Genomic DNA, 19,626 nt, shown 5'->3' with positions numbered 1-19,626 from the left:
GGTTCTGACTGCTCATCATGTGTGATTCCCGCCCCCCGCCGGCTGATGGCGACGATATCGCCGCCTGTGCGCCTCAATCTGCTTCCGCTGTCGCCTCCAGCGTCGATGGCGACGCTGTGGCAATCGATACCGTCGCGCCAGGCGAAGGCAGTGGCATCACCACGCTGCCCAGTGGCGAGCCGGAGGCGTGGCATGGGCGGCATCCGCGCCGCGAGTTCAAGGCGCGCGGCAGTCAGGTGATTCGCTGTGAGGCGTGCCGCCTGCCCAGGCTCAATTGCCTGTGTCCCTATCAGGTCACCGCCGAGTCGCGGATCAAGTTCTGGCTGATCACCCACCCGCTGGAGCATTACAAGCCGACCAATACCGGGCGCCTGATTTCGGATGTGCTGGCGGGCACCGAGGTCTTCAGCTGGTATCGCGTCGAGCCGGACCCGCGCCTGCTGGCGCTGCTGGAAGATGAGCGCTATCAGCCCTTCATCATCTTCCCGGATGACCAGCCCGATTACGCCGACCGCGTGGTCGACGTGAATGCCATCGCCGGCGTCGGCGCCGATGTGGCAACGCATACCGCCAGTGGCGAGGCGCGCATTCCGGTGTTCATCCTGCTCGATGGCACCTGGCGTCAGGCGCGGCGCATCTTCCGCAAGAGCCCTTATCTGGACGGCCTGCCGGTCCTGCCGCTGCACACTCAGCGCCTGACCCGCTATCACCTGCGCAAGCCTGCCTCCGAGGCGCACCTGTGCACGGCGGAAGTGGCGGCGGAGCTGCTGCGTCAGGCGGGGGAGGAGAACGCGGCCAGCGTGCTGGATGACTACTTCGACGCCTTCAACGACTGCTATCGTGCCAGTCGCATCCACTATGTGCTGGAGCCGACCGCGCCGATGCGCCGCCTGCTGGCGCGCCGTGACGCCACTACCGGCGAGTCATAGTCGAAGCGCCACAAAGAAAACGCCCCCGTCGGATTCCTCCGGCGGGGGCGTTTGCGTTCAAGGTGATGCTCTCGGCCTTCTGGCGGCTATCAGCGCCGCCAGAAGGCCGGCGTGAACAGCACCAGGATGGTGAAGATCTCCAGGCGTCCCAGCAGCATGGCGAGGATCAGGATGCCCTTGGCGGCCCCCGGGATATCGCCATAGTGGGTCGCGACCTCACCCAGGCCCGGCCCCAGATTGTTGAGCGCCGAGCCGACCGCTGACCACGCCGTCACCTGGTCAAGCCCGGTGGCCAGCATGCCCAGCATCATCAGCACGAACAGCATCAGGTAGACGGAGAAGAACCCCCACACCGCTTCAGCGACACCTTCGGAGATGCGCATCTTGCCGACCTTGACCGACAGGATGGCATTGGGGTGGATAAGACGATGGATCTCGCGCACGCCCTGCTTGAGGATCAGCAGGATGCGGATGACCTTCATGCCGCCACCGGCGGACCCGGAGCAGGCACCGATGAAGGCGGCGATGAACAGCATCATCGGCAAGACGCCCGGCCAGCCGGTGAAATCGGCGACGCCGAAGCCGGTGGTGGTGGCCACCGAGACGGCCTCGAACAGGCCGTGGCGCAGCGCCTTGCTGTCATCGTAGCTGCCGGTGAGCAGCAGGCCGGCGATGGTGACGCAGGTCAGGATCAGCAGCAGGATCAGGAAGAAGCGTGTCTCCGGGTCGCGCAGATAATGACTGATGCGCCCCTCGCGCCAGGCGGCGAAGTGCAGGCCGAAGCTGATCGAGGACACCACCATGAAGAACACGCAGATCATCTCGATGCTGGCGGAGTCGAAGTAGCCGATGCTGGCGTCGTGGGTCGAGAAGCCACCGACCGCGACGGTCGAGAAACTGTGGCCCAGGGCATCGAACCAGCTCATGCCGGCCGCCCAGTAACTGGCGAAGCACACCAGCGTCAGCGCGGCGTAGATGTACCACAGCGCCTTGGCCGTCTCGGTGATGCGCGGCGTCAGCTTGGAGTCCTTAAGCGGGCCGGGAATCTCGGTGCGGTAGAGCTGCATGCCGCCGATGCCGAGTGTCGGCAGGATCGCCACCGCCAGCACCACGATCCCCATGCCGCCCAGCCATTGCAGCTGCTGGCGATAGTAGAGAATGGAGTGGGGCAGCAGATCGAGCCCCGTCATCACCGTGGCGCCGGTGGTGGTGAGCCCCGAGAACGACTCGAACATGGCATCGATGATGGTCAGGTTCGGGTCTTCGGCGAGCAGGAAGGGCAGCGAGCCGAAGGCCCCCAGCACGGTCCAGAACAGCACCGTGATCAGGAAGCCATCGCGATTGCGCAGCTCCTTGCGGGCGTGCCGATTGGGGTAGAAGAGCGCGAAACCGGTCAGCAGGGTGATGCCCATCGCCACGGCGAAGGCGCTCAGGGTGTCGTCCTCGAAGACCCTCGAGATCAGCATCGGCGGCACCAGCGTCAGGCTGAACAGCATCAGCAGGATACCGAGGATGCGAGAGATCACGCGTAGGCTCATGCGGCGCCTCCCTGGTAGAGGCGCTGCGTGGCGAGGCCGCCGAGTGACGTTCGGGGCGGACGCGAGCGGGGGACGGAAGTCATGGAGGCCGGCATCAGAAGAAGGTCAACCCGACCTGGAACAGACGCTCCACCTCGCGGATGCGACGCTTGTCGACCACGAACAGGATGACGTGGTCGTTGGATTCCACCACCAGGTCATGATGCGCCACCAGCACTTCCTTGCCGCGTACCACGGCACCGATGGTGGTGCCCTCCGGCAGGTTGATATCCTCGATGCGTCGGCCCACCACCTTGGAGGAGCGCTCATCGCCGTGGGCGATGGCCTCGATGGCCTCCGCCGCACCACGGCGCAGCGAGTGGACATTGACGATGTCACCCTTGCGCACGTGGGTCAGCAGGCCGCCGATGGTCGCCTGCTGGGGCGAGATGGCGATGTCGATCTCGCCGCCCTGCACCAGGTCCACGTAGGCCGCGTTGTTGATCAGCGTCAGCACCTTCTTGGCGCCGAGTCGCTTGGCCAGCATCGACGACATGATGTTGACCTCGTCGTCGTTGGTCAGCGCGCAGAAGATGTCGCAATCCTCGATGTTCTCCTCCAGCAGCAGACGCTTGGAGGTGGCGCTGCCGTGCAGGACCACGGTGCGATCGAGGCGCTCGGAAAGGTCGGTGCAACGCGCCAGCGAGTGCTCGATGATCTTGACCTGATGACTGTGCTCCAGCGTCTCGGCCAGACGCTCACCGATATGGCCGCCACCGGCGATCACCACCCGGCGGAAGTTGCGATCGACGCGTCGCAGCTCGCCCATCACGGTGCGGATGTCCTTGCGTGCCGCGATGAAGAACACCTCGTCATCGGCCTCGATCACGGTGTCACCGCGCGGGATGATCGGACGATTGCGACGATAGATGGCGGCGACGCGGGTATCCACGTTGGGCATGTGGCGACGCAGGAAACCGAGCTCCTGACCGACCAGCGGCCCACCGTAATAGGCCTTCACCGCGACCAGCTGGGCGACGCCATTGGCGAAGTCGAGCACCTGCAAGGCGCCGGGGTATTCGATCAGGCGGCGGATGTGGTCCGTCACCACCTGCTCGGGGCTGATCAGCACATCCACCGGAATGGCGTCATGCGAGAACAGGCCCTTGCGGGTCAGATAGGCGGTCGAGCGCACACGCGCGATCTTGGTCGGCGTGTGGAACAGGCTATGGGCGATCTGACAGGCGATCATGTTGACCTCGTCAGAGTTGGTCACCGCGATCAGCATGTCGGCATCCTCGCCACCCGCCTGCCGCAGGATCTGCGGATAGCTCGCCGGCCCCGTGACCGTGCGGATGTCGAGTCGGTTGTGCAGCTCTCGCAGCCGTTCGCTGTCGGTATCCACCACCGTGATGTCATTTTCTTCATGGGCCAGGTGTTCGGCGAGCGTTCCGCCGACCTGACCTGCGCCCAGAATGATGATTTTCATGTCCGGCTCGTCCGCTGTTGCTCAGTCGGCACAGGATAAACCAGTGCCAGGACGGAAGACAGCCGCGCCCCGAGAGTCGGGGCGCGGCTGTTCGGGAATGTCAGGCGTGGCGTCTCATGTCATCACGGACGTCGCGCCGACACGGCTCACCTGGCTGTGGTCAGGCGCTGGCCTTGGTGATGTGGGCCAGGTAGAAGCCGTCGTGACCATTGACCTGTGGCAGCATCTGGCGGCCAGCACCGGAGACACGGCCCCAGTCGGCCTTGATGGTCTCGGCCTTGGCGTCCGGCGTCGCGGCCAGGAAGCGGTCCATCACGCGGGCGTTTTCCTGGGTGATGATGGAGCAGGTGCCGTAGACCAGGGTGCCGCCGGGCTTGAGCATGCCCCACAGATTGGCCAGCAGCTTGCCCTGCAGGCGCGCCAAGTCGCCGATGTCGTTCGGGCGACGCAGCAGCTTGATGTCCGGGTGACGACGGATGACGCCACTGCCGGAGCAGGGCGCGTCGAGCAGGATGACGTCGAAGGCTTCGCCGTCCCACCAGTCGCGTTCGCTGGCATCGGCACATACGACGCCGGCACCCAGTTCCAGACGCTCCAGCGTCTCTTCCACGCGCTCGAGGCGCTCGCCGTCGATGTCGATGGCGGTGGCGTCCAGGCCCGGGAAGCGCTCCAGCATGTCCGCCAGCTTGCCGCCCGGCGCGGTGCAGGCATCCAGCAGGCGCACGCCTTCACCCTCGGCGTTGATGGCCGTCACGGCCGGTGCCAGCAGCTGACCGGCCAGCTGTGCCGCTTCATCCTGCACGCTGACCAGGCCTTCCTCGAAGCCCGGCAGGGCGCTGACGTCGCAGGCGCTGGTCAGGGTGATGCCGTGCTCGGCGAACGGGCAGGCCACGCCTTCGATCTCGGCTTCCGCCAGCTGGGCGAGGTAGTCGTCGCGGCTGATGGCGGCGACATTGACGCGCAGCGTCATCGGCGCCTGGGCGTTGTTGGCCTCGGCAATGGCCTGCCAGTCGTCCGGCCAGTTGCGCTGGAAGGTATCCAGCAGCCACTGGGGGTGGGACAGGGCGACGGCGGGGTCCTTGTCGACCTCGGCTTCCAGCGTTTCCTGCTCACGCTGGAAACGACGCAGACAGGCGTTGAGCACGCCCGTGGCCCAGCCCTTGCCCAGGCCACGGGCGGCGCCAGCGGTCTCACCGACGGCGGCATGCGGGGCGATGCGCATGTACAGCAGCTGATAGAGGCCGAGCAGCAGCAGGGCGTGGATGTCCTGATCCTGCGACTTGAAGGATGACTTCAGCAGCTTGCCCGCCAAGGCATCCAGACGCGGCAGCTGACGGCAGACGCCGAAGCACAGTGCCTTGTAGAGGCCCTGATCACGCCCGGCGACGCCGGACGGCAGGCTGTCCAGGTTCAGCGAGGTACGCGCGGCCAGCACCGGGGCCAGCGTCCGCGCAGCCGCGACACGCACCGCAGCGCCCGGCGAGGCCGGTGCATTGTCAGGCTTGCGACGGGCGCCGCCATGCTTGTGAGCGCCGCCCTTGCTGCGGGCCGGCGGCAGGGAGTTGCGCTTCTTGCCGTTGCCCTTGGAGGACGGGTTGTCTGACTGGCTCATGCGGAAGTCTCGGTCTGGGAATCGGTATCAGGGGCGTGATCTGCGCCGAGGACGAGGCCCTCGGGGAAGCGCGCAGCACGGGAATTGAGCAGGTCCTTGACGGACAGCGGCTTGGCGCCGGGCAGCTGGGCGCGAGTGATCTCGAGCACCTCATGGCCATCGCCGCAGGCGATGCGCAGGCAATCCTTGCCGGGTGCCAGCAGGGTGCCGGGCGTCACGCTGTCGGTGAGGCGTTGCTCACCGGTGCGGGACATCCACAGGCGCAGCGGCTCGCCTTCAAGGCGGGTCCAGGCCACCGGCCACGGATTGAAGGCGCGGATGCGCGCGTCCAGCTCGGCGGCAGGGCGGGTGAAGTCGAGTTCGGCCTCGGCCTTGGAGAGCTTGGCGGCGTAGGTCACGCCCTCATCCGGCTGGCGGGTCGCGGGCAGGTCGCCGGCGGCGATGGCGTCGAGAGCCGTGACGATGGCCTCGCCACCCTGGGCCGCCAGCGCATCGTGCAGCTCGCCACCGGTGGTGCTGGCGGTGATCGGGGTGCGACGGATCAGCAGCATGTCACCGGTATCCAGGCCGGCATCCATCTGCATGATGGTGACGCCGGATTCGCTGTCACCGGCTTCGATGGCACGCTGGATCGGCGCGGCACCGCGCCAGCGCGGCAGCAGAGAGGCGTGGATGTTCAGACAGCCCAGACGCGGAATATCGAGCACCGCCTGCGGCAGGATCAGCCCGTAGGCCACCACCACCATGATGTCGGCCTCGAGGTCGCGCAGGATCTGACGATCGGCCTCGTCCTTGAAGTTGAGCGGCTGATGGACGGGGATATCGTGCTGGAGCGCCAGCTGCTTGACGGGGCCCGGGGTCAGCTTGCGACCACGCCCGGAGGGGCGATCAGGTTGGGTGTGGACACTGATGATCTCGTGGCGACTGCCCAGCAGGGCGGACAGACACTCGGCGGCGAAATCGGGGGTGCCGGCAAAGGCGATGCGCAGGGCTTTCGACATGTGCTATGACTCATGTAGGAGCACGGAGGCGGCCGTGCTCAAGGTGCTGACGGTTGCGGCAGGACGGCCAGCGCGACAGACGCGGCTGATGGACCAGTAACCGCACGAAGGCCGAGGGGATGCCCTCGGCCTTCGTGCGGTGCCGCCATGCGCTCAATATCGGCCGTGTGGCCGAGCGTGAGAGATCAGGCTTCTTGCAGCTTGTGACGCTTCTGCATCTTCTTCATCACCCGATCACGCTTGAGCGGGGAGAGGTAGTCGACGAACAGCTTGCCTTGCAGGTGGTCGTGCTCGTGCTGGATGCAATGTGCCAGCAGGCCATCGGCTTCCAGTTCGTAGGCATCGCCGTTGCGGTCCTGAGCCTTGAGTCGTACCTTCAGATAGCGCGGGACTTCGGCATAATATTCAGGAATCGACAGGCAGCCTTCCTGCATCGGTTGCTGTTCGTCACCGATCGGGGTGTATTCCGGGTTGATCAGCACCAGCGGCTGGGACTGATCTTCGCTGACGTCGATGACGATGAGACGGCGATGCTCGTCGACCTGTGACGCGGCGAGGCCGATGCCGCGGGCGTCATACATGGTCTCGATCATGTCGTCGATCAGGGTCTGCAGCTCGGCGTCGATCGTGTCGATCGGGGCGGCAACGTTGCGCAGACGCTCATCAGGGAATTCAAGGATTTCGCGTTTGGCCATGGCTGGTGTAATTACCGTTGTGCTGTCAGAAAGGATTTGCCTGATATTGTAGTGTGCGCAAGCGAGGAACGGAACCGAATGCCGTCAATGCTGCTACTATCGCGGCAATAGTCAGGATTGATCTGACATGGCGATGGACAGGGGTCAGCAGCCACCAGGCGCGGGGCAGAGCGGGTCTGCGCGGTGCGGAGTTCAGAACAAGACCATCACCACCGAGCGATGGGTGGCAATAACGCAAGGGACGCAGGAATGGGCATGAAACGACTGGTCGGCAATGCCGTCTTTACGGCACTCCTCGGCATGGCGACGCTGGGGGCAAGCGCAGGGATGTCGCTGGCACAGGCAGCAACCGTGCGTGATGACGTACCTTCCACCTACGTGGTGGTGCGTGGCGATACGCTCTGGGACATCTCCGGGCGCTTTCTGCGTGAACCCTGGCTGTGGCCGGAAGTCTGGCGCGCCAATCCGCAGATCAAGAATCCGCACCTGATCTATCCGGGCGATCGCATCTCGCTCTACTACGAGAATGGCGAGCCACGTCTGCGACTGGAGCGCGGCCAGGGCGGGGTCGTCAAGCTGTCTCCCCAGATCCGCAAGATTCCCAAGCGCGAGGCGGTGCCGCCGATTCCGCTGGAGAAGATCTCGGCCTTCCTGAAAGAGCATCGCGTGATTGACCCGGCGCTGCTCACCGATGCGCCCTATATCGTGGCCGGGGATGACACCCGTCTGATCAGCGGGGCCGGCGATACCATCTACGCCCGCGGCAACTGGTCCGCCAATGACACCTACAGCGTCTACCGCAAGGGCCAGCGCTATCTGGACCCGGATACCCAGGAGTTTCTGGGGCTGGAGATGATCAGCATCGGCGACATCAAGCTTGAGCGCCGCGAAGGCGATATCGGCGTGCTGCGCGTGCTGTCGGCCAATCGCGAGATTCTCAATGGCGATCTGCTGCTGCCGGCGGACGGTGGTGCGATCACCACCAGCTTCCAGCCGCAGCCGCCCGAAGAAGATGTGGGTGGTGTCATCCTCGCGGCCCCCGATGGACTGCGCAACATCGGTCGCAATGACATCGTGGCGCTCAATCGCGGCAGTCGTGAAGGCATCCAGCCGGGGTACGTCTTCGGTATCGAGCGCCGCGGCGAGACGATCACCGACCCCGTCACCGGCGAGCCGATCACCCTGCCCGGTGAGGAAGGTGGCCTGGTGATGGTATTTCGTATCTACGACAAGGTCAGCTACGCGCTGGTGATGCAGGCCGGCCGCCCATTGAGCGTCGGTGACAAGCTGCTGGAGCCCCACGGCTGATCGAAAGCCCCTGTCATCCGCAAGCATCGGCGTGGTGAAACGACTCGTCGTGCTGAAGTGAACAACCAGGGTGAGTCAATAATCCGCTCGGGAGGTGTGGCGTGTCGATCGATGTCGAACAACGCGGCCCCTCGCGGGCGGATTTCGTCTTTCTGGCGCGCCTGCCGGGCTTTGGCACGCATACCGCGGCCAAGCTGCGTGAGCGGGCCGACTGGCCGCAGGGCTGGCTGGCGGTATTGCCGCCACGCCTCGCGGCACCGCTGCGCCTGTGGTGCGAGCGTCCCGAATCCTCGCCACTCCATGCGCAGGTGATGGCAGACCTTGCCTGGCATGCGCCGGCACAGGGCTATCATCTGCTCACCCCCGCGGACCCCGAGTGGCCAGCCATGCTCGATACCCTGCCGGATCCGCCGTTGGCGCTCTGGGCGCTGGGGCGGCAGTCGCTGCTTGAGTTGCCCATGCTGGCCATCGTCGGCGCACGCAAGGCGAGCCAGGCAGGCCTGCGGCATGCGCATGACTTCGCGGCTGAGCTGGTCTCACGTGGCTGGAGTGTCGCCAGTGGACTGGCACTGGGAGTCGATGCCGCGGCGCATCAGGGAGCCCTGGCGGCGTCAGCGCGTCTCGGCGCGCACGACTATGCGGCCAACCCCTCGACGCTGGCGGTGCTCGGCTGTGGGGTCGATGTGGTCTATCCCGCCCAGCACCATCATCTTCGTCAACGGCTGCTAGAGGGCGGCGGTCTGCTGCTCTCGGAGCATCCGCCTGGCACCGGCGCGCATGCGCGTCATTTTCCGCGCCGCAATCGGCTGATCACCGGCCTGTCACTTGGCGTGCTGGTGGTCGAAGCCACGCTGCGCAGTGGCTCGCTGGTCAGTGCCCGGTTGGCGATGGAGCAGAATCGCGAGGTGTTCGCGCTGCCGGGACGCATCGATGACATCACCGCCAGCGGTTGTCTGGAGTTGATCCGTCAGGGGGCGACGCTGGTACGCGATGTCGATGACATGCTGGCGGAGCTCGAGCACCTGCTGCCGGCTCACTCGGCCGGGCAGCCGTCAACGCAGGCCCGGGTGGTGTCATCCAGGCAGTCCGCTGCCGTCTCTGCGGCCTCTCGCTCCGCCACTTCGGCTCGGCAAGCGACAACCTCCGCCACCTTCGCGACACCCACGACATCACTGCCCTTGCCGTCCTTGGCGCTGCCAGCGTCACGCGCTGCCACGCCGCCTGTCAGTCAGGAGGCGTCGCCATTGTGCTTTCTGGGGGCCGTGCCGCTGGCGCTGGACAAGCTGGTCGAGCTGAGCGGCACCTCGGTCAGCGAGCTGAGCATGCAGTTGCTGGAACTGGAGCTCGAGGGGCGAGTCATGCAGGCACCGGGTGGCTGGAAACGGCTCTGACGTTCTGAGCAAAAGTCGCCGGCCTGGCAGTGATGATCCGGGAGGCCGGCAACCTGAACTCATTTGCCCTGGCTGACCGTGCCGCTCTCGGGCTGCCAGGCATTGAGCGCCGCGTCACGCATGGCGCGCTTCTCGCGCTCACTGGCACTCCAGTTGCCATCGTAGAGCACGCCTTCCCACTCGCCGTAGGTCGGGTTGGGCAACAGCACGAAGCGACGGCCGAACTGATCCGCCTGGCGCGCGACCTCGGCATTGCGTGCGCGGGTGGTGGACTGCTGGAAGGCCTGATCGAAATCACCGAGGTTATCGCCCATCAGCAGCGCGATGTCATGTCCCTGCGTGACCCGCGCGCGGCGCGCGGTCTTGTCGGAGCTGTCGGTGCGCGGCATCACGTGCTCGGCATTGGCCTGCGGGAAGCCCAGCGCGGCAAGATTGGCGATGGTGGCCTGCTTGCCGGCCGCCTTGCGGTTGGTGATGTAGTAGACATCGACGCCGCTGGCGTGTGCGTAGTTGAGGAACTCCACGGCGCCTGGTGAAGCCGTGGAGACGGCATCATCCACCCAGTCAGCCCAGCTCTGGCTGTCGTAGGTACGGCCTTCACGCAGTGCCCAGCCGCCGTAGCTGGTGGTGTCGAGCACGGTGTCATCGACATCGACGACCACCGCCAGCGGCTTGTCCTGCGCGTGGCGACGCGCCAGCGCCAGATTCAGGCGGTCGTGGGCCACGTTGAAGGCTTGCAGTGACAGGGCATGAAACTCCGCGCTGCGCTGTATCCACAGGGTCGCCAGCATGGCCTGGTCGCTCAAGGGCGCCTGTGCTGCGGCATCCTGCAGCGGGGCAGGGCGTGGCGCCGGCGCGGTCGGCGTCTGGGTGCCAGAGCTGGCACAGCCTGCCAATGCCAGCAGTAGAGCGGCTGAGGTGGTCAGTGAGAAAGCGCGACGCATGGATCACATCCTTGTCTGAAGAAAAGGGGGAGGCAAAGTGGGGGTGAAACGCCATCAGGCCCAGTGCTGGAGACTGTCCAGCAAAGCGTTCAAATGACCTCGATAGTCTTTTGAAACAAGCCTTTGCGTCAGTTTCGCAATACCCTGAGGGTGATGGACCCGTTCATCATGCCGTGAACCGGGCGGTGCGCCTATGCCACCCCGACGCGACGCCGTGTTGCGTCGATGTGCAGCGTCGGTCTCGCGCCGGTGAGCGTGCTAGAATCGCCGCCATTGTGTTGCCGCAGCTAGGAGTTCGAGCAGATCATGAATGTCAGTGATGTTTCGCTGGATCAGCGTGCCCTCGACGGCGCCGCTGCCTGTCTTCGCAATGGGGGCATCGTTGCCTATCCCACCGAGGCCGTCTGGGGGCTGGGGTGTGATCCCGACGATGGTGAGGCCCTGGCTCGGCTGATCAAGCTCAAGTCCCGCGACGCCGCCAAGGGCTTGATCCTGATCGCCGGTGATATCGCCCAGCTGGAACCCTGGTTGGCGGGAGTCACCGTCGAGCAGCGTGAGCAGCTGCTGGCCAGCTGGCCGGGACCCTATACCTGGCTGGTGCCTGACAATGGCCGTGCGCACCCCTTGCTGCGCGGTGAACACGTCAGCCTGGCCGTGCGCGTGACCGATCATCCGCTGGTCCAGGCATTGTGCGCCGCCTTCGGCGGCCCGCTGGTGTCGACCTCGGCCAACCGTGCCGGCGAATCGCCTGCCATGACCGCAGACGAGGTGCGTGACGCCTTCGGCGATGCGCTGGTCAATGACGTGATCCTCGAAGGACCGCTCGGCGGCAATCCGCGCCCCAGCACCATTCGTGATCTCGCGACCGGCAAGGTACTGCGCGCCTGAGCAGCAGGATCGCCCCTCGAGTTGATCCAGATCAGTGCCGCGTCATCCAGACGCCCAAGAGGGGCATTTTCCGACCTGCCGAGCGCAGCGTGTCGCGGTAAGCTGGCAGTTCACCGCCAGCAGCGGCCAACGACGGGTGTCGCCCCGTCATCATTCATTCCCGTTCTACCGGAGGCATCGTGGCCCACGCCAATCTCGAAGACGTCAAGGTCTACCTGCTCGATCTGCAAGACCGCCTGTGCGAGGCGCTGCAAGCCTGCGATGGCCAGGCAAGTTTCCGTGAAGACAGCTGGGAGCGTGCCGAGGGTGGCGGTGGTCGCTCACGGGTCATCGAGAATGGCGGCGTGTTCGAGAAGGGTGGCGTCAACTTCTCGCATGTCTTCGGGCATGAATTGCCGGCTTCCGCGACGGCGGTACGTCCGGAGCTGGCCGGTCGCAGCTTCCACGCCGTCGGGGTCAGCTGGGTGCTGCATCCGCACAACCCGCACGTGCCGACCAGCCATGGCAATGTGCGCTTCTTCATCGCCGAGAAGGAGGGCGAAGCACCGGTATGGTGGTTCGGGGGCGGCTACGATCTGACGCCGTTCTACCCGCATGAAGAAGATGCGCGTCACTGGCACCAGACGGCCTACGATGCCTGCATCGCCTTCGGCAGTGATGTCTATCCGCGTTACAAGACCTGGTGTGACGAGTACTTCTACCTCAAGCACCGTGACGAGACGCGGGGCGTGGGTGGCCTGTTCTTCGATGACCTCAACGAGTGGGGCTTCGAGCGCTGCTTCGCCTTCCAGCAATCCGTCGGCGACAGCTTCCTCGAGGCGTATCTGCCCATCGTCGAGCGCCGCCGCGACACGGCCTATGGCGAGCGTGAACGCAACTTCCAGCTCTATCGTCGCGGGCGCTACGTGGAGTTCAATCTGGTCTGGGACCGCGGCACGCTGTTTGGCCTGCAGAGTGGCGGACGTACCGAGTCGATCCTGATGTCGATGCCGCCGGTGGTGCACTGGGAGTACGGCTACGAGCCCGAGGAAGGCAGTGCCGAAGCGGTGCTGTATCGTGACTTCCTGCATGCCCGCGACTGGCTGGGCGAAGAGGCCTGATCGCCGCATTGACCTGACGCTTTTCTGTGATTGACCCGGAGTCCTGATGTCCCGTTACGCTGTATTCGGCAACCCGATTGCCCACTCGAAATCCCCGTTGATTCATCGCTCCTTCGCTGAGCAGCTCAAGGACTCGCTGAGCTACGAGGCACGGCTGGCGCCGGCCGATGACTTCGCGGCCGGTTGGGCCGAGTTCGTCGCCGAAGGCGGCCAGGGGGCGAATGTCACCATGCCCTTCAAGGAGCAGGCCTTCCGGCTGGTCGATGTGCTGAGCCCGCGTGCCCGTCGCGCCGGCGCCGTCAATACGCTGATGCTCGGCAAGACCGGTCAGCTGTACGGCGATACCACCGATGGTGTCGGCCTGACCCGTGATCTCGAGCGTCTCGAGGCGCCGCTCAAGGGTGCGCGCATCCTGATTCTCGGCGCGGGTGGCGCCGTGCGTGGTGTGCTGGAACCTCTGCTGGCCAAGCAGCCGGCGGCATTGGTGATCGCCAATCGCACCGCCGCCAAGGCCAGCGCGCTGGCCGAGGACTTCGCCGACCTGGCGGGGCAAGGCTGCCTGCTGTCCGGTGGCAGCTATGCGGCCATCGAGGGTCAGTTCGATCTGGTCATCAATGGCACCAGCGCATCGCTGGGCGGCGAGCTGCCGCCGTTGCCGGATTCGCTGTTCTCTCCGCAGGCGCTCGCCTACGACATGATGTATGCCGCCGAGCCGACCGTCTTCATGCGCTGGGCCAGCGAGCGCGGTGCGCGGGTCGAGGATGGTCTCGGCATGCTGGTGGAGCAGGCGGCCGAGTCCTACTTCCTGTGGCGTCACAAGCGCCCGGAGACGGGGCCAGTGGCGGATATGTTGCGCAGGATGCTGGCGGAGGGATGATCCGCGTGCGCTTGCCGGGCATGCACGTCGATTCAGATGGCCGCCAGACGGCCAGCCAGATGACCAGCCAGATGACCAGCTAGCCGACCAGTCAGACGACAGACGATGAAAAAGGAGCGGGGGACTCGACAGAGTCGCCCGCTCCTTTTTTGTTGGCCACGGTCCAGTGTGCTCACGCTTCTCTGGTGGCGCTCAGCTGCTCTTGACGGGGGCCGTGGCACAGGATTCAAGCCGATATCCGTACTGATAGACGCTTTTCAGTCTGAGCCCACGGCTGCCGTTCAGTCCCAGCTTGCGCCGCAGGCGGCTGACGTGGGTGTCGACCGTCCGGGTCGAGATATCCCCGTTGACCCCCCAGATCATCTCCAGCAGATAGGCGCGTGAGTAAAGCTCTCCGACGTGGCGCAGCAGCAGGGAGGCCAGCTGATATTCGCGCTGGGTCAGGGCGACCGGCTCCTCGCCGCACCAGATGGTGTGTTCATCCGGCTCGATCCGATATTGATCGCTGATGGCCACCTTGGGCTGCAGGTAATTGGTGTCGGAGGTGACGAAACGCCTGCCCAGCGCTTCCACACGCGCCGTGAGCTCGGCAGGGCGGATCGGCTTGGCCAGGAAGTCATCGGCGCCATGCTGAAGCGCATGCACGACATCCTCCTCCCCCTGGCTTGCGGTGATGAACAGGATCAGCCCCCGCCAGCCGTGCTCGCTGCGCAGTGTGCGCGTCAGCTCCATGCCGCAGGCATCCGGCAGTTGCCAGTCGATGATCAGCAGGTCGAAGCTGCGCTCGCGCAGTGCGCGCAACAACTGGCTGGCGCGCTCGAAGCCTGCCAGCTCATGTCCCTGGGCCTCGAGACACAGGGTCAGGTAATCACGTTGATCATGATCATCTTCCAGAATGCCGATTTGCATGTCGCTGCCTCCCCGCGTGGGTATCGCAAGCAGTCTACGCGTCTCTTGCGTGAGACCGCGTCACAATGGTTCACGTTTGGCAGGACGATGGCGACATATACTCGTGTTCATCCCCTCTCGCTGCTTCATGGCGCGGTGCCGCTGCTGGCCCGTGAATGGCGAGGATGAAACGAGACGGTGAATCTCCGGCCGTCATCCATGGTTGTCCATGACCCCTGGAGTCTTCCCATGCCGCTGCTCATTCTCCTGCGATGTCTCACCACGGCGTTACCCCGCATGCGCCACTGGCTTCTGTTGCTGATACTGTCGTTTTGCCCCTTCGCCATGGCCCTGGAGGCACCGCAGGGGCCGGTGGTGCTGCGTGTCACCGGGGATGTCACCCATGCCAACGCCGGAGGCGAGGCACATTTCGATCGCGCCATGCTCATGGCGCTGACGCAACGGGAAACCGTGACCACCACCCCCTGGCATGATGGCGAAGTGAGCTTCAGCGGTCCGCTCGGTTCGGCGCTGATGGAGGCGGTGGGCGTCGAGGATGGCACCATGCGTATCGTGGCGCTCAACGACTACGCCGCCACCGCGCCGGTGCAGGACTATTTCGATCATCCGGTGATACTGGCCATGGAAGTCGATGGCAAGCGACTGCGTGTACGCGACAATGGCCCCATCTTCATCATCTACCCCTTCAGTGAGCAGCCGGATCTCCTCAACGAGGAAATCATGACCCGCTCTGTCTGGCAGGTGAAGCGAATCGACATCGAACGCTGAACCCGCCTCTTCTGCTCCGTTTCATGAGCGCTGCCAGGATGCTCGTGCATGAATCCACTCCGTTCTCTGCATTTCAGAACCGCCATCGCCATTGCCGCGACGTTGTTCTTCGTCTCGGCATTGGTGACTGGCGTTCTGGTCTATCAGCGTCAGCAGGCACTCGAGCACAAGCTGCGTGAGAATCTGATCTGGGCGGTCTATCAGTTCGACAGGGAAGTGCGCGAGCTGCGCATGGTGGTGGCCGAGGAGCAGAAGACCCCGACGCCGCCCGCCTTGATGGATGACAGCGAGCTGCTGTTGCGGCTCGACATCCTCTATAGCCGGGTGCAGCTGCTGCAGAGCGGCCAACTGGGCAGCATGCTGGCGGGGATGCCCGACCTGCATGCCCAGCTGATGGCCATGCTGCCCAGAATCGAGGTGCTGGACAGCGCCATCATGGACCTGGCGAGTCGTCAGGAGCGTGATGCGTCCCTCTATGTGCAGATACTCAGCCGGCTTGCCTCGCTTCAGGAGCAGACCGGCGAGCTGCTGCTGAATATCAATGCCGAGGCCGCTATCCAGCGCACCAAGGAGCGCTCGGAACTCCTCAACCTGTATGCCCTCGCGCTGTCGCTGGTGCTGCTGATGACCCTGAGCGGCATCGTGCTGGTGGTCGCGCTGATCGTCGAGAGTCGTGGACGGGCCTACAAGACCCGCAAGCTGGAGGAGCGCACCCAGGAGCTGGATGGCATGGTGCAGCTGGCGCAGGCGGCCAGTCGTGCCAAGTCGGAATTCATGGCGATCATGAGCCATGAGATACGCACCCCGCTCAATGGCATGGTCGGCGTGTCGGACCTCATCGGCGAGGAAGTCTCGACCCCGCGTGGCCAGCAGTACCTGACGATGCTGCGCCAGAGTGCCGAGAGCCTGCAGGCCGTCATCAATGATGTGCTGGATTATTCCAAGATCGAAGCCGGCAAGCTGGAGCTGGATCAGCGCTGCTTCTCGCTGCCCGAATTCCTCGATTCCCTGGCCGCGCATTACCATCGCCAGACAGGCAGTGCCGGCAAGGGATGCTCGCGCATCTTCCTCGAAGAACGTGCCGATGACCTGCCCGTCTGGGTCAAGGGGGACGTCAATCGCCTGCGTCAGGTACTGACCAACCTGCTCAACAACGCCTTCAAGTTCTGTCCCCAGGGCACCATCCGGCTGAGGGCATCACTGGAAGACGGCGAGACGCTTCATTTCGAGGTTCACGACAGCGGTTGCGGGATCGCCGCCGACCAGGTGAGTCAGTTGTTTGCCCCCTTCACCCAGGTGGATACCTCGATTGCGCGTCGTCATGAAGGCACCGGGCTCGGGCTTGCCATCTGCAAGCGACTGGTGGAGGCGATGGGCGGCGAGATCGGCGTCGAGAGTCATCTCGGGCTCGGCAGCCGCTTCTGGTGCCGCGTGCCGCTGCCGGTATTGACCGCCGCTGAGGCTTGCCCGCAGCAGGCGGTGGGAGACACGCCCTTGCCCCACGCAAGCGTGCTGGTGGTGGAAGACAACGAGGTCAATCAGTCACTGGCGCGGGCCATGCTCGAGTATCTGGGGCAGCAGGTCACGGTGGTGGAAGACGGTGAGCAGGCACTCGAATGGCTGGCGCAGGTTGGCAACGATGTCGATCTGGTGTTCATGGACATGCAGATGCCGGTGCTGGATGGCGTCGAGACGACACGTCGCTGGCGTCAGCACGAGTCCGAGCAACCCGCCAGCGCTCGTCTGCCGATCATCGCGATGACCGCCAACGTGATGCAGGAAGATGCCCGCCGCTGCATCGAGGCTGGCATGCAGGGGGTGCTGCACAAGCCGTTCACGCGTGATGATCTGCATCGGGTGCTGCAGCAGTATCTGGTCCAGACCTCTGATTCGCAGGAGCCTGATTCACAGAAGTCTGATTCGCAGCACAAGGCGCTCGAGCCAGACAAGTCAGAGGCTTCGGCTGGCGAGCGGACTACCGTCACGCAGGCACCAGGCGATGATGGCGTCAGCTCGTCAGCGACTGAAGATCAGGACGCGCAGATCGACGCTGCTCCGGCGTTCGATGTGGCAACTGACGACTCAGGCGCGCGCGCTCTGCCCGATGCCGTGCCTTCCTTGCTGCAACACGCGACCTGTCAGGAGCTGCTCACGACCCTGAGTGGCGAGGCCTATTCACGACTGCTGAGCAATTACCTGACGCGACTCGAAGGACGCCTCGACGTGATGGTGACCTTGCTGAAGCAGATGGATCTCACCGAGCTCAAGCGCGAGGCACACTCCCTGAAGGGGGCGTCAGCCTCGCTGGGATGCAGCGGCATAGCCAGTGGTGCCAAGGCGCTGGAGGAGGCGGTGATCAGTGAGGACCTGCCCGAGGTACACCACTATGTCGCCACGTTGCGCTCCTTGAGTGTGCCGACGCGGGATAGCCTCCTCGCAGAGGGCTATCTATTCTCCTGACGGTATTGGGACGTGATGGCGTAATAGTCAGCCGACAGCATTCACTACCGTCCTTCTTGTTCTCCCGTTCCCGCCTTCTCTCGCTCTCTTCACCCTGTCCTTCACGATTCATCCTGGCCTTCTCTACATAGACGCCACCCATGGTGACATGGGTGGCGTCTATGTAGTGGGGAGTTGCGGCATTCCCGCTGTCTGTGCTGCGCTGTGGCGGGACGCCAGTCTCCTCAATGGACGGCGGAGACGTGGCGCTGGCTGAGTGCATTGACGGCGCTGGGCGGGCAGCGGCTCCAGGCATTGAAGTCGCTGACGGGCATGGGGCGCGCGAACAGATAGCCCTGGCCGATATTGCAGCGGGTATCGCAGAGGTAATCGCGCTGTTCCGCGGTCTCGATGCCTTCGCCGACCACGGCGAGATTCAGACGCTGGCCCAGCTCGACGATGGTACGCGTGATGGCGCGCGCTTCCGGGTGGCTGTCGCTGCGCCCGACAAAGCATTGGTCGATCTTCAATTCGTCGAACGGCAGGTTGTAGAGCTGCATCATCGAGGAGAAACCGGTGCCGAAGTCATCCAGCGCCAGGCGATAGCCGCGGTCGCGAATGGCGTTCAGCAGGTGGCGAGCGTAGGTGAGGCAGTCGATCCCGCAGCTCTCCGTGAGTTCCAGCGTGATGGAGTGCGGATCGACATGATGCTGACTGGCCAGCGCATCCAGCGTCTTCAGAATGTCACGGGTGCGTAGCAGCTGGGGTGACAGGTTGAGCGCGAGGTCAAGGTGAAGGCCCTGGGACTGCCATTGGCCCTGCTGGCGGAAGCCATGCTCGATGACCTGCCAGGTGAGTGCCTCGATACGGTTGCTGCGTTCCGCCAGGGCGATGAACTGGTTGGGCATGACCATGCCGCGCAGAGGATGCTGCCAGCGCACGAGAGCCTCCGCGCCGCTGAGCCGGCCGCTGGCGAGGTCGATCTTGGGCTGATAGACGAGATGCAGCTGGCGCTCGGTCAGAGCATCATCCAGCTCATCGAGTGACAGCGGATTGCGTTGCTTGTCCAGCTCTGCCAGCAGCGAGGCCAGGTGCATGATGTCGAAGGGCTTGCCGAGCTGGCCCAGCATCTCCAGGCCGCTGCGCTTGCCCCTGGCGACCATCGCTTGCATGTCGTCGTTGTGACAGGCGCTCATCAGGATGATGCCCGCCTCGACATTGCGTTCGCGCAGATAGCCGAGCACATCATCGCCGGTGAAGTCGCCCAGTTCGTAGTCCACCAGGATGAGGTCCGTCTCCAGACAGGCGGGATTGCAGGCGATGTCCTGCAGCCCTTCGCTCTGCGTGCAGTCGAAGCCATGGGCGGAAAGCAGCCCGCTGATGAGTTCACGAAAATCCGGATCGTCGTCAATGATGAGTGCGTGTCGAGTCATGTAAGGCATCCTCAAGCGAGTGTCGGGAATACGCTCGCGCCGCTGTGCATGAAGTGTCTGCATGAGCAGTGCGCAGGCGAGCAGGTGATCCCAGATTAGCAATGCGGTTACATGACTCGCGGATATCGACACATTTGACGGCTTCTTTTTACATTCAGGCTGCCAAGCCGGTAAAGCGAGGAGCTGGTAGAGCGTTAGATAGCCAACAGAGATAGATCAGAGGACAGACTAGTGAGAGCAGAGCCAGAGAGTAGAGCCAGAGAGTAGAGGGCGGCTGGATAGAGGTCGCCACACGCTCGCGCAGCCCCGGGTTGCCTCCGGGGCCG

General features: G+C 64.5%; 16 protein-coding genes. 8 read left to right on the top strand and 8 right to left on the bottom strand.

Features of this window, described 5'->3' with window-relative positions; all coding sequences use genetic code 11:
* Positions 1-17: 17 nt before the first annotated feature.
* On the top strand, positions 18-929 hold the full coding sequence (locus CLAM6_RS14950) for a tRNA-uridine aminocarboxypropyltransferase (RefSeq protein WP_153636532.1): 912 nt from the start codon (positions 18-20) through the stop codon (positions 927-929).
* 89 nt (positions 930-1,018) lie between these two features.
* Here CLAM6_RS14950 and CLAM6_RS14945 read toward each other — a convergent pair whose 3' ends face one another.
* The 5 genes from CLAM6_RS14945 to def form a co-directional block, all read right to left on the bottom strand.
* Positions 1,019-2,467 carry a TrkH family potassium uptake protein gene (locus CLAM6_RS14945; RefSeq protein ID WP_043333794.1) on the bottom strand — a complete coding sequence of 483 codons (1,449 nt, stop codon included), beginning with the start codon at positions 2,465-2,467 and terminating at the stop codon, positions 1,019-1,021.
* 94 nt (positions 2,468-2,561) lie between these two features.
* Positions 2,562-3,935, bottom strand: a complete 1,374-nt coding sequence (gene trkA / locus CLAM6_RS14940) for a Trk system potassium transporter TrkA (RefSeq protein WP_043333795.1) — start codon at positions 3,933-3,935, stop codon at positions 2,562-2,564.
* Between the two features lie 160 nt (positions 3,936-4,095).
* On the bottom strand, positions 4,096-5,547 hold the full coding sequence (gene rsmB / locus CLAM6_RS14935) for a 16S rRNA (cytosine(967)-C(5))-methyltransferase RsmB (RefSeq protein ID WP_153636531.1): 1,452 nt from the start codon (positions 5,545-5,547) through the stop codon (positions 4,096-4,098).
* Positions 5,544-6,548 carry a methionyl-tRNA formyltransferase gene (gene fmt / locus CLAM6_RS14930; RefSeq protein WP_153636530.1) on the bottom strand — a complete coding sequence of 335 codons (1,005 nt, stop codon included), beginning with the start codon at positions 6,546-6,548 and terminating at the stop codon, positions 5,544-5,546. Before fmt ends, rsmB begins: the two co-directional genes overlap by 4 nt.
* Positions 6,549-6,733: 185 nt before the next feature.
* On the bottom strand, positions 6,734-7,243 hold the full coding sequence (gene def, locus CLAM6_RS14925; RefSeq protein ID WP_043333797.1) for a peptide deformylase: 510 nt from the start codon (positions 7,241-7,243) through the stop codon (positions 6,734-6,736).
* Positions 7,244-7,498: 255 nt separating this feature from the next.
* On the opposite strand from def, the gene CLAM6_RS14920 reads away from it, so the two are divergent.
* Both CLAM6_RS14920 and dprA read left to right on the top strand, forming a co-directional pair.
* On the top strand, positions 7,499-8,551 hold the full coding sequence (locus tag CLAM6_RS14920) for a LysM peptidoglycan-binding domain-containing protein (protein ID WP_054556857.1): 1,053 nt from the start codon (positions 7,499-7,501) through the stop codon (positions 8,549-8,551).
* 101 nt (positions 8,552-8,652) lie between these two features.
* Positions 8,653-9,942 carry a DNA-processing protein DprA gene (gene dprA, locus CLAM6_RS14915; protein ID WP_242007695.1) on the top strand — a complete coding sequence of 430 codons (1,290 nt, stop codon included), beginning with the start codon at positions 8,653-8,655 and terminating at the stop codon, positions 9,940-9,942.
* Positions 9,943-10,001: 59 nt separating this feature from the next.
* On the opposite strand, the gene CLAM6_RS14910 is transcribed toward dprA, so the two are convergent.
* Entirely contained in the window at positions 10,002-10,886 is an 885-nt protein-coding gene (locus CLAM6_RS14910) for a 5'-nucleotidase, lipoprotein e(P4) family (RefSeq protein WP_153636529.1), read from the bottom strand.
* A gap of 306 nt (positions 10,887-11,192) precedes the next feature.
* On the opposite strand from CLAM6_RS14910, the gene CLAM6_RS14905 reads away from it, so the two are divergent.
* From CLAM6_RS14905 to aroE, 3 genes are all read left to right on the top strand, one after another.
* Entirely contained in the window at positions 11,193-11,774 is a 582-nt protein-coding gene (locus CLAM6_RS14905) for an L-threonylcarbamoyladenylate synthase (protein ID WP_153636528.1), read from the top strand.
* 179 nt (positions 11,775-11,953) lie between these two features.
* Positions 11,954-12,874 (top strand): oxygen-dependent coproporphyrinogen oxidase, encoded by a 921-nt coding sequence (hemF, locus tag CLAM6_RS14900; RefSeq protein WP_054556860.1) that lies wholly within the window; start codon positions 11,954-11,956, stop codon positions 12,872-12,874.
* Between the two features lie 43 nt (positions 12,875-12,917).
* On the top strand, positions 12,918-13,751 hold the full coding sequence (aroE, locus tag CLAM6_RS14895; RefSeq protein ID WP_153636527.1) for a shikimate dehydrogenase: 834 nt from the start codon (positions 12,918-12,920) through the stop codon (positions 13,749-13,751).
* Between the two features lie 192 nt (positions 13,752-13,943).
* Here the strand turns inward: aroE and CLAM6_RS14890 are convergent, their stop codons facing one another.
* A complete protein-coding gene (locus CLAM6_RS14890; RefSeq protein ID WP_043333802.1) occupies positions 13,944-14,660 on the bottom strand; it encodes a response regulator transcription factor in 717 nt (238 codons plus the stop codon).
* Between the two features lie 276 nt (positions 14,661-14,936).
* Between CLAM6_RS14890 and CLAM6_RS14885 the strand changes: the two genes are divergently transcribed.
* Entirely contained in the window at positions 14,937-15,428 is a 492-nt protein-coding gene (locus tag CLAM6_RS14885) for a hypothetical protein (protein ID WP_153636526.1), read from the top strand.
* A 48-nt stretch (positions 15,429-15,476) separates the two neighbouring features.
* Entirely contained in the window at positions 15,477-17,888 is a 2,412-nt protein-coding gene (locus CLAM6_RS14880) for an ATP-binding protein (RefSeq protein ID WP_153636525.1), read from the top strand.
* A 224-nt stretch (positions 17,889-18,112) separates the two neighbouring features.
* Here CLAM6_RS14880 and CLAM6_RS14875 read toward each other — a convergent pair whose 3' ends face one another.
* The gene (locus tag CLAM6_RS14875; protein WP_172978724.1) at positions 18,113-19,300 is read right to left on the bottom strand and encodes an EAL domain-containing response regulator; all 1,188 of its coding nucleotides are present in this window, start codon (positions 19,298-19,300) and stop codon (positions 18,113-18,115) included.
* Positions 19,301-19,626: the final 326 nt, after the last annotated feature.

Source organism: Cobetia sp. AM6 (assembly GCF_009617955.1).
Taxonomy (GTDB): domain Bacteria; phylum Pseudomonadota; class Gammaproteobacteria; order Pseudomonadales; family Halomonadaceae; genus Cobetia; species Cobetia amphilecti.
Note: the sequence above shows the minus strand (reverse complement) of the source record. Positions and strands in the feature narration are given on the sequence as shown.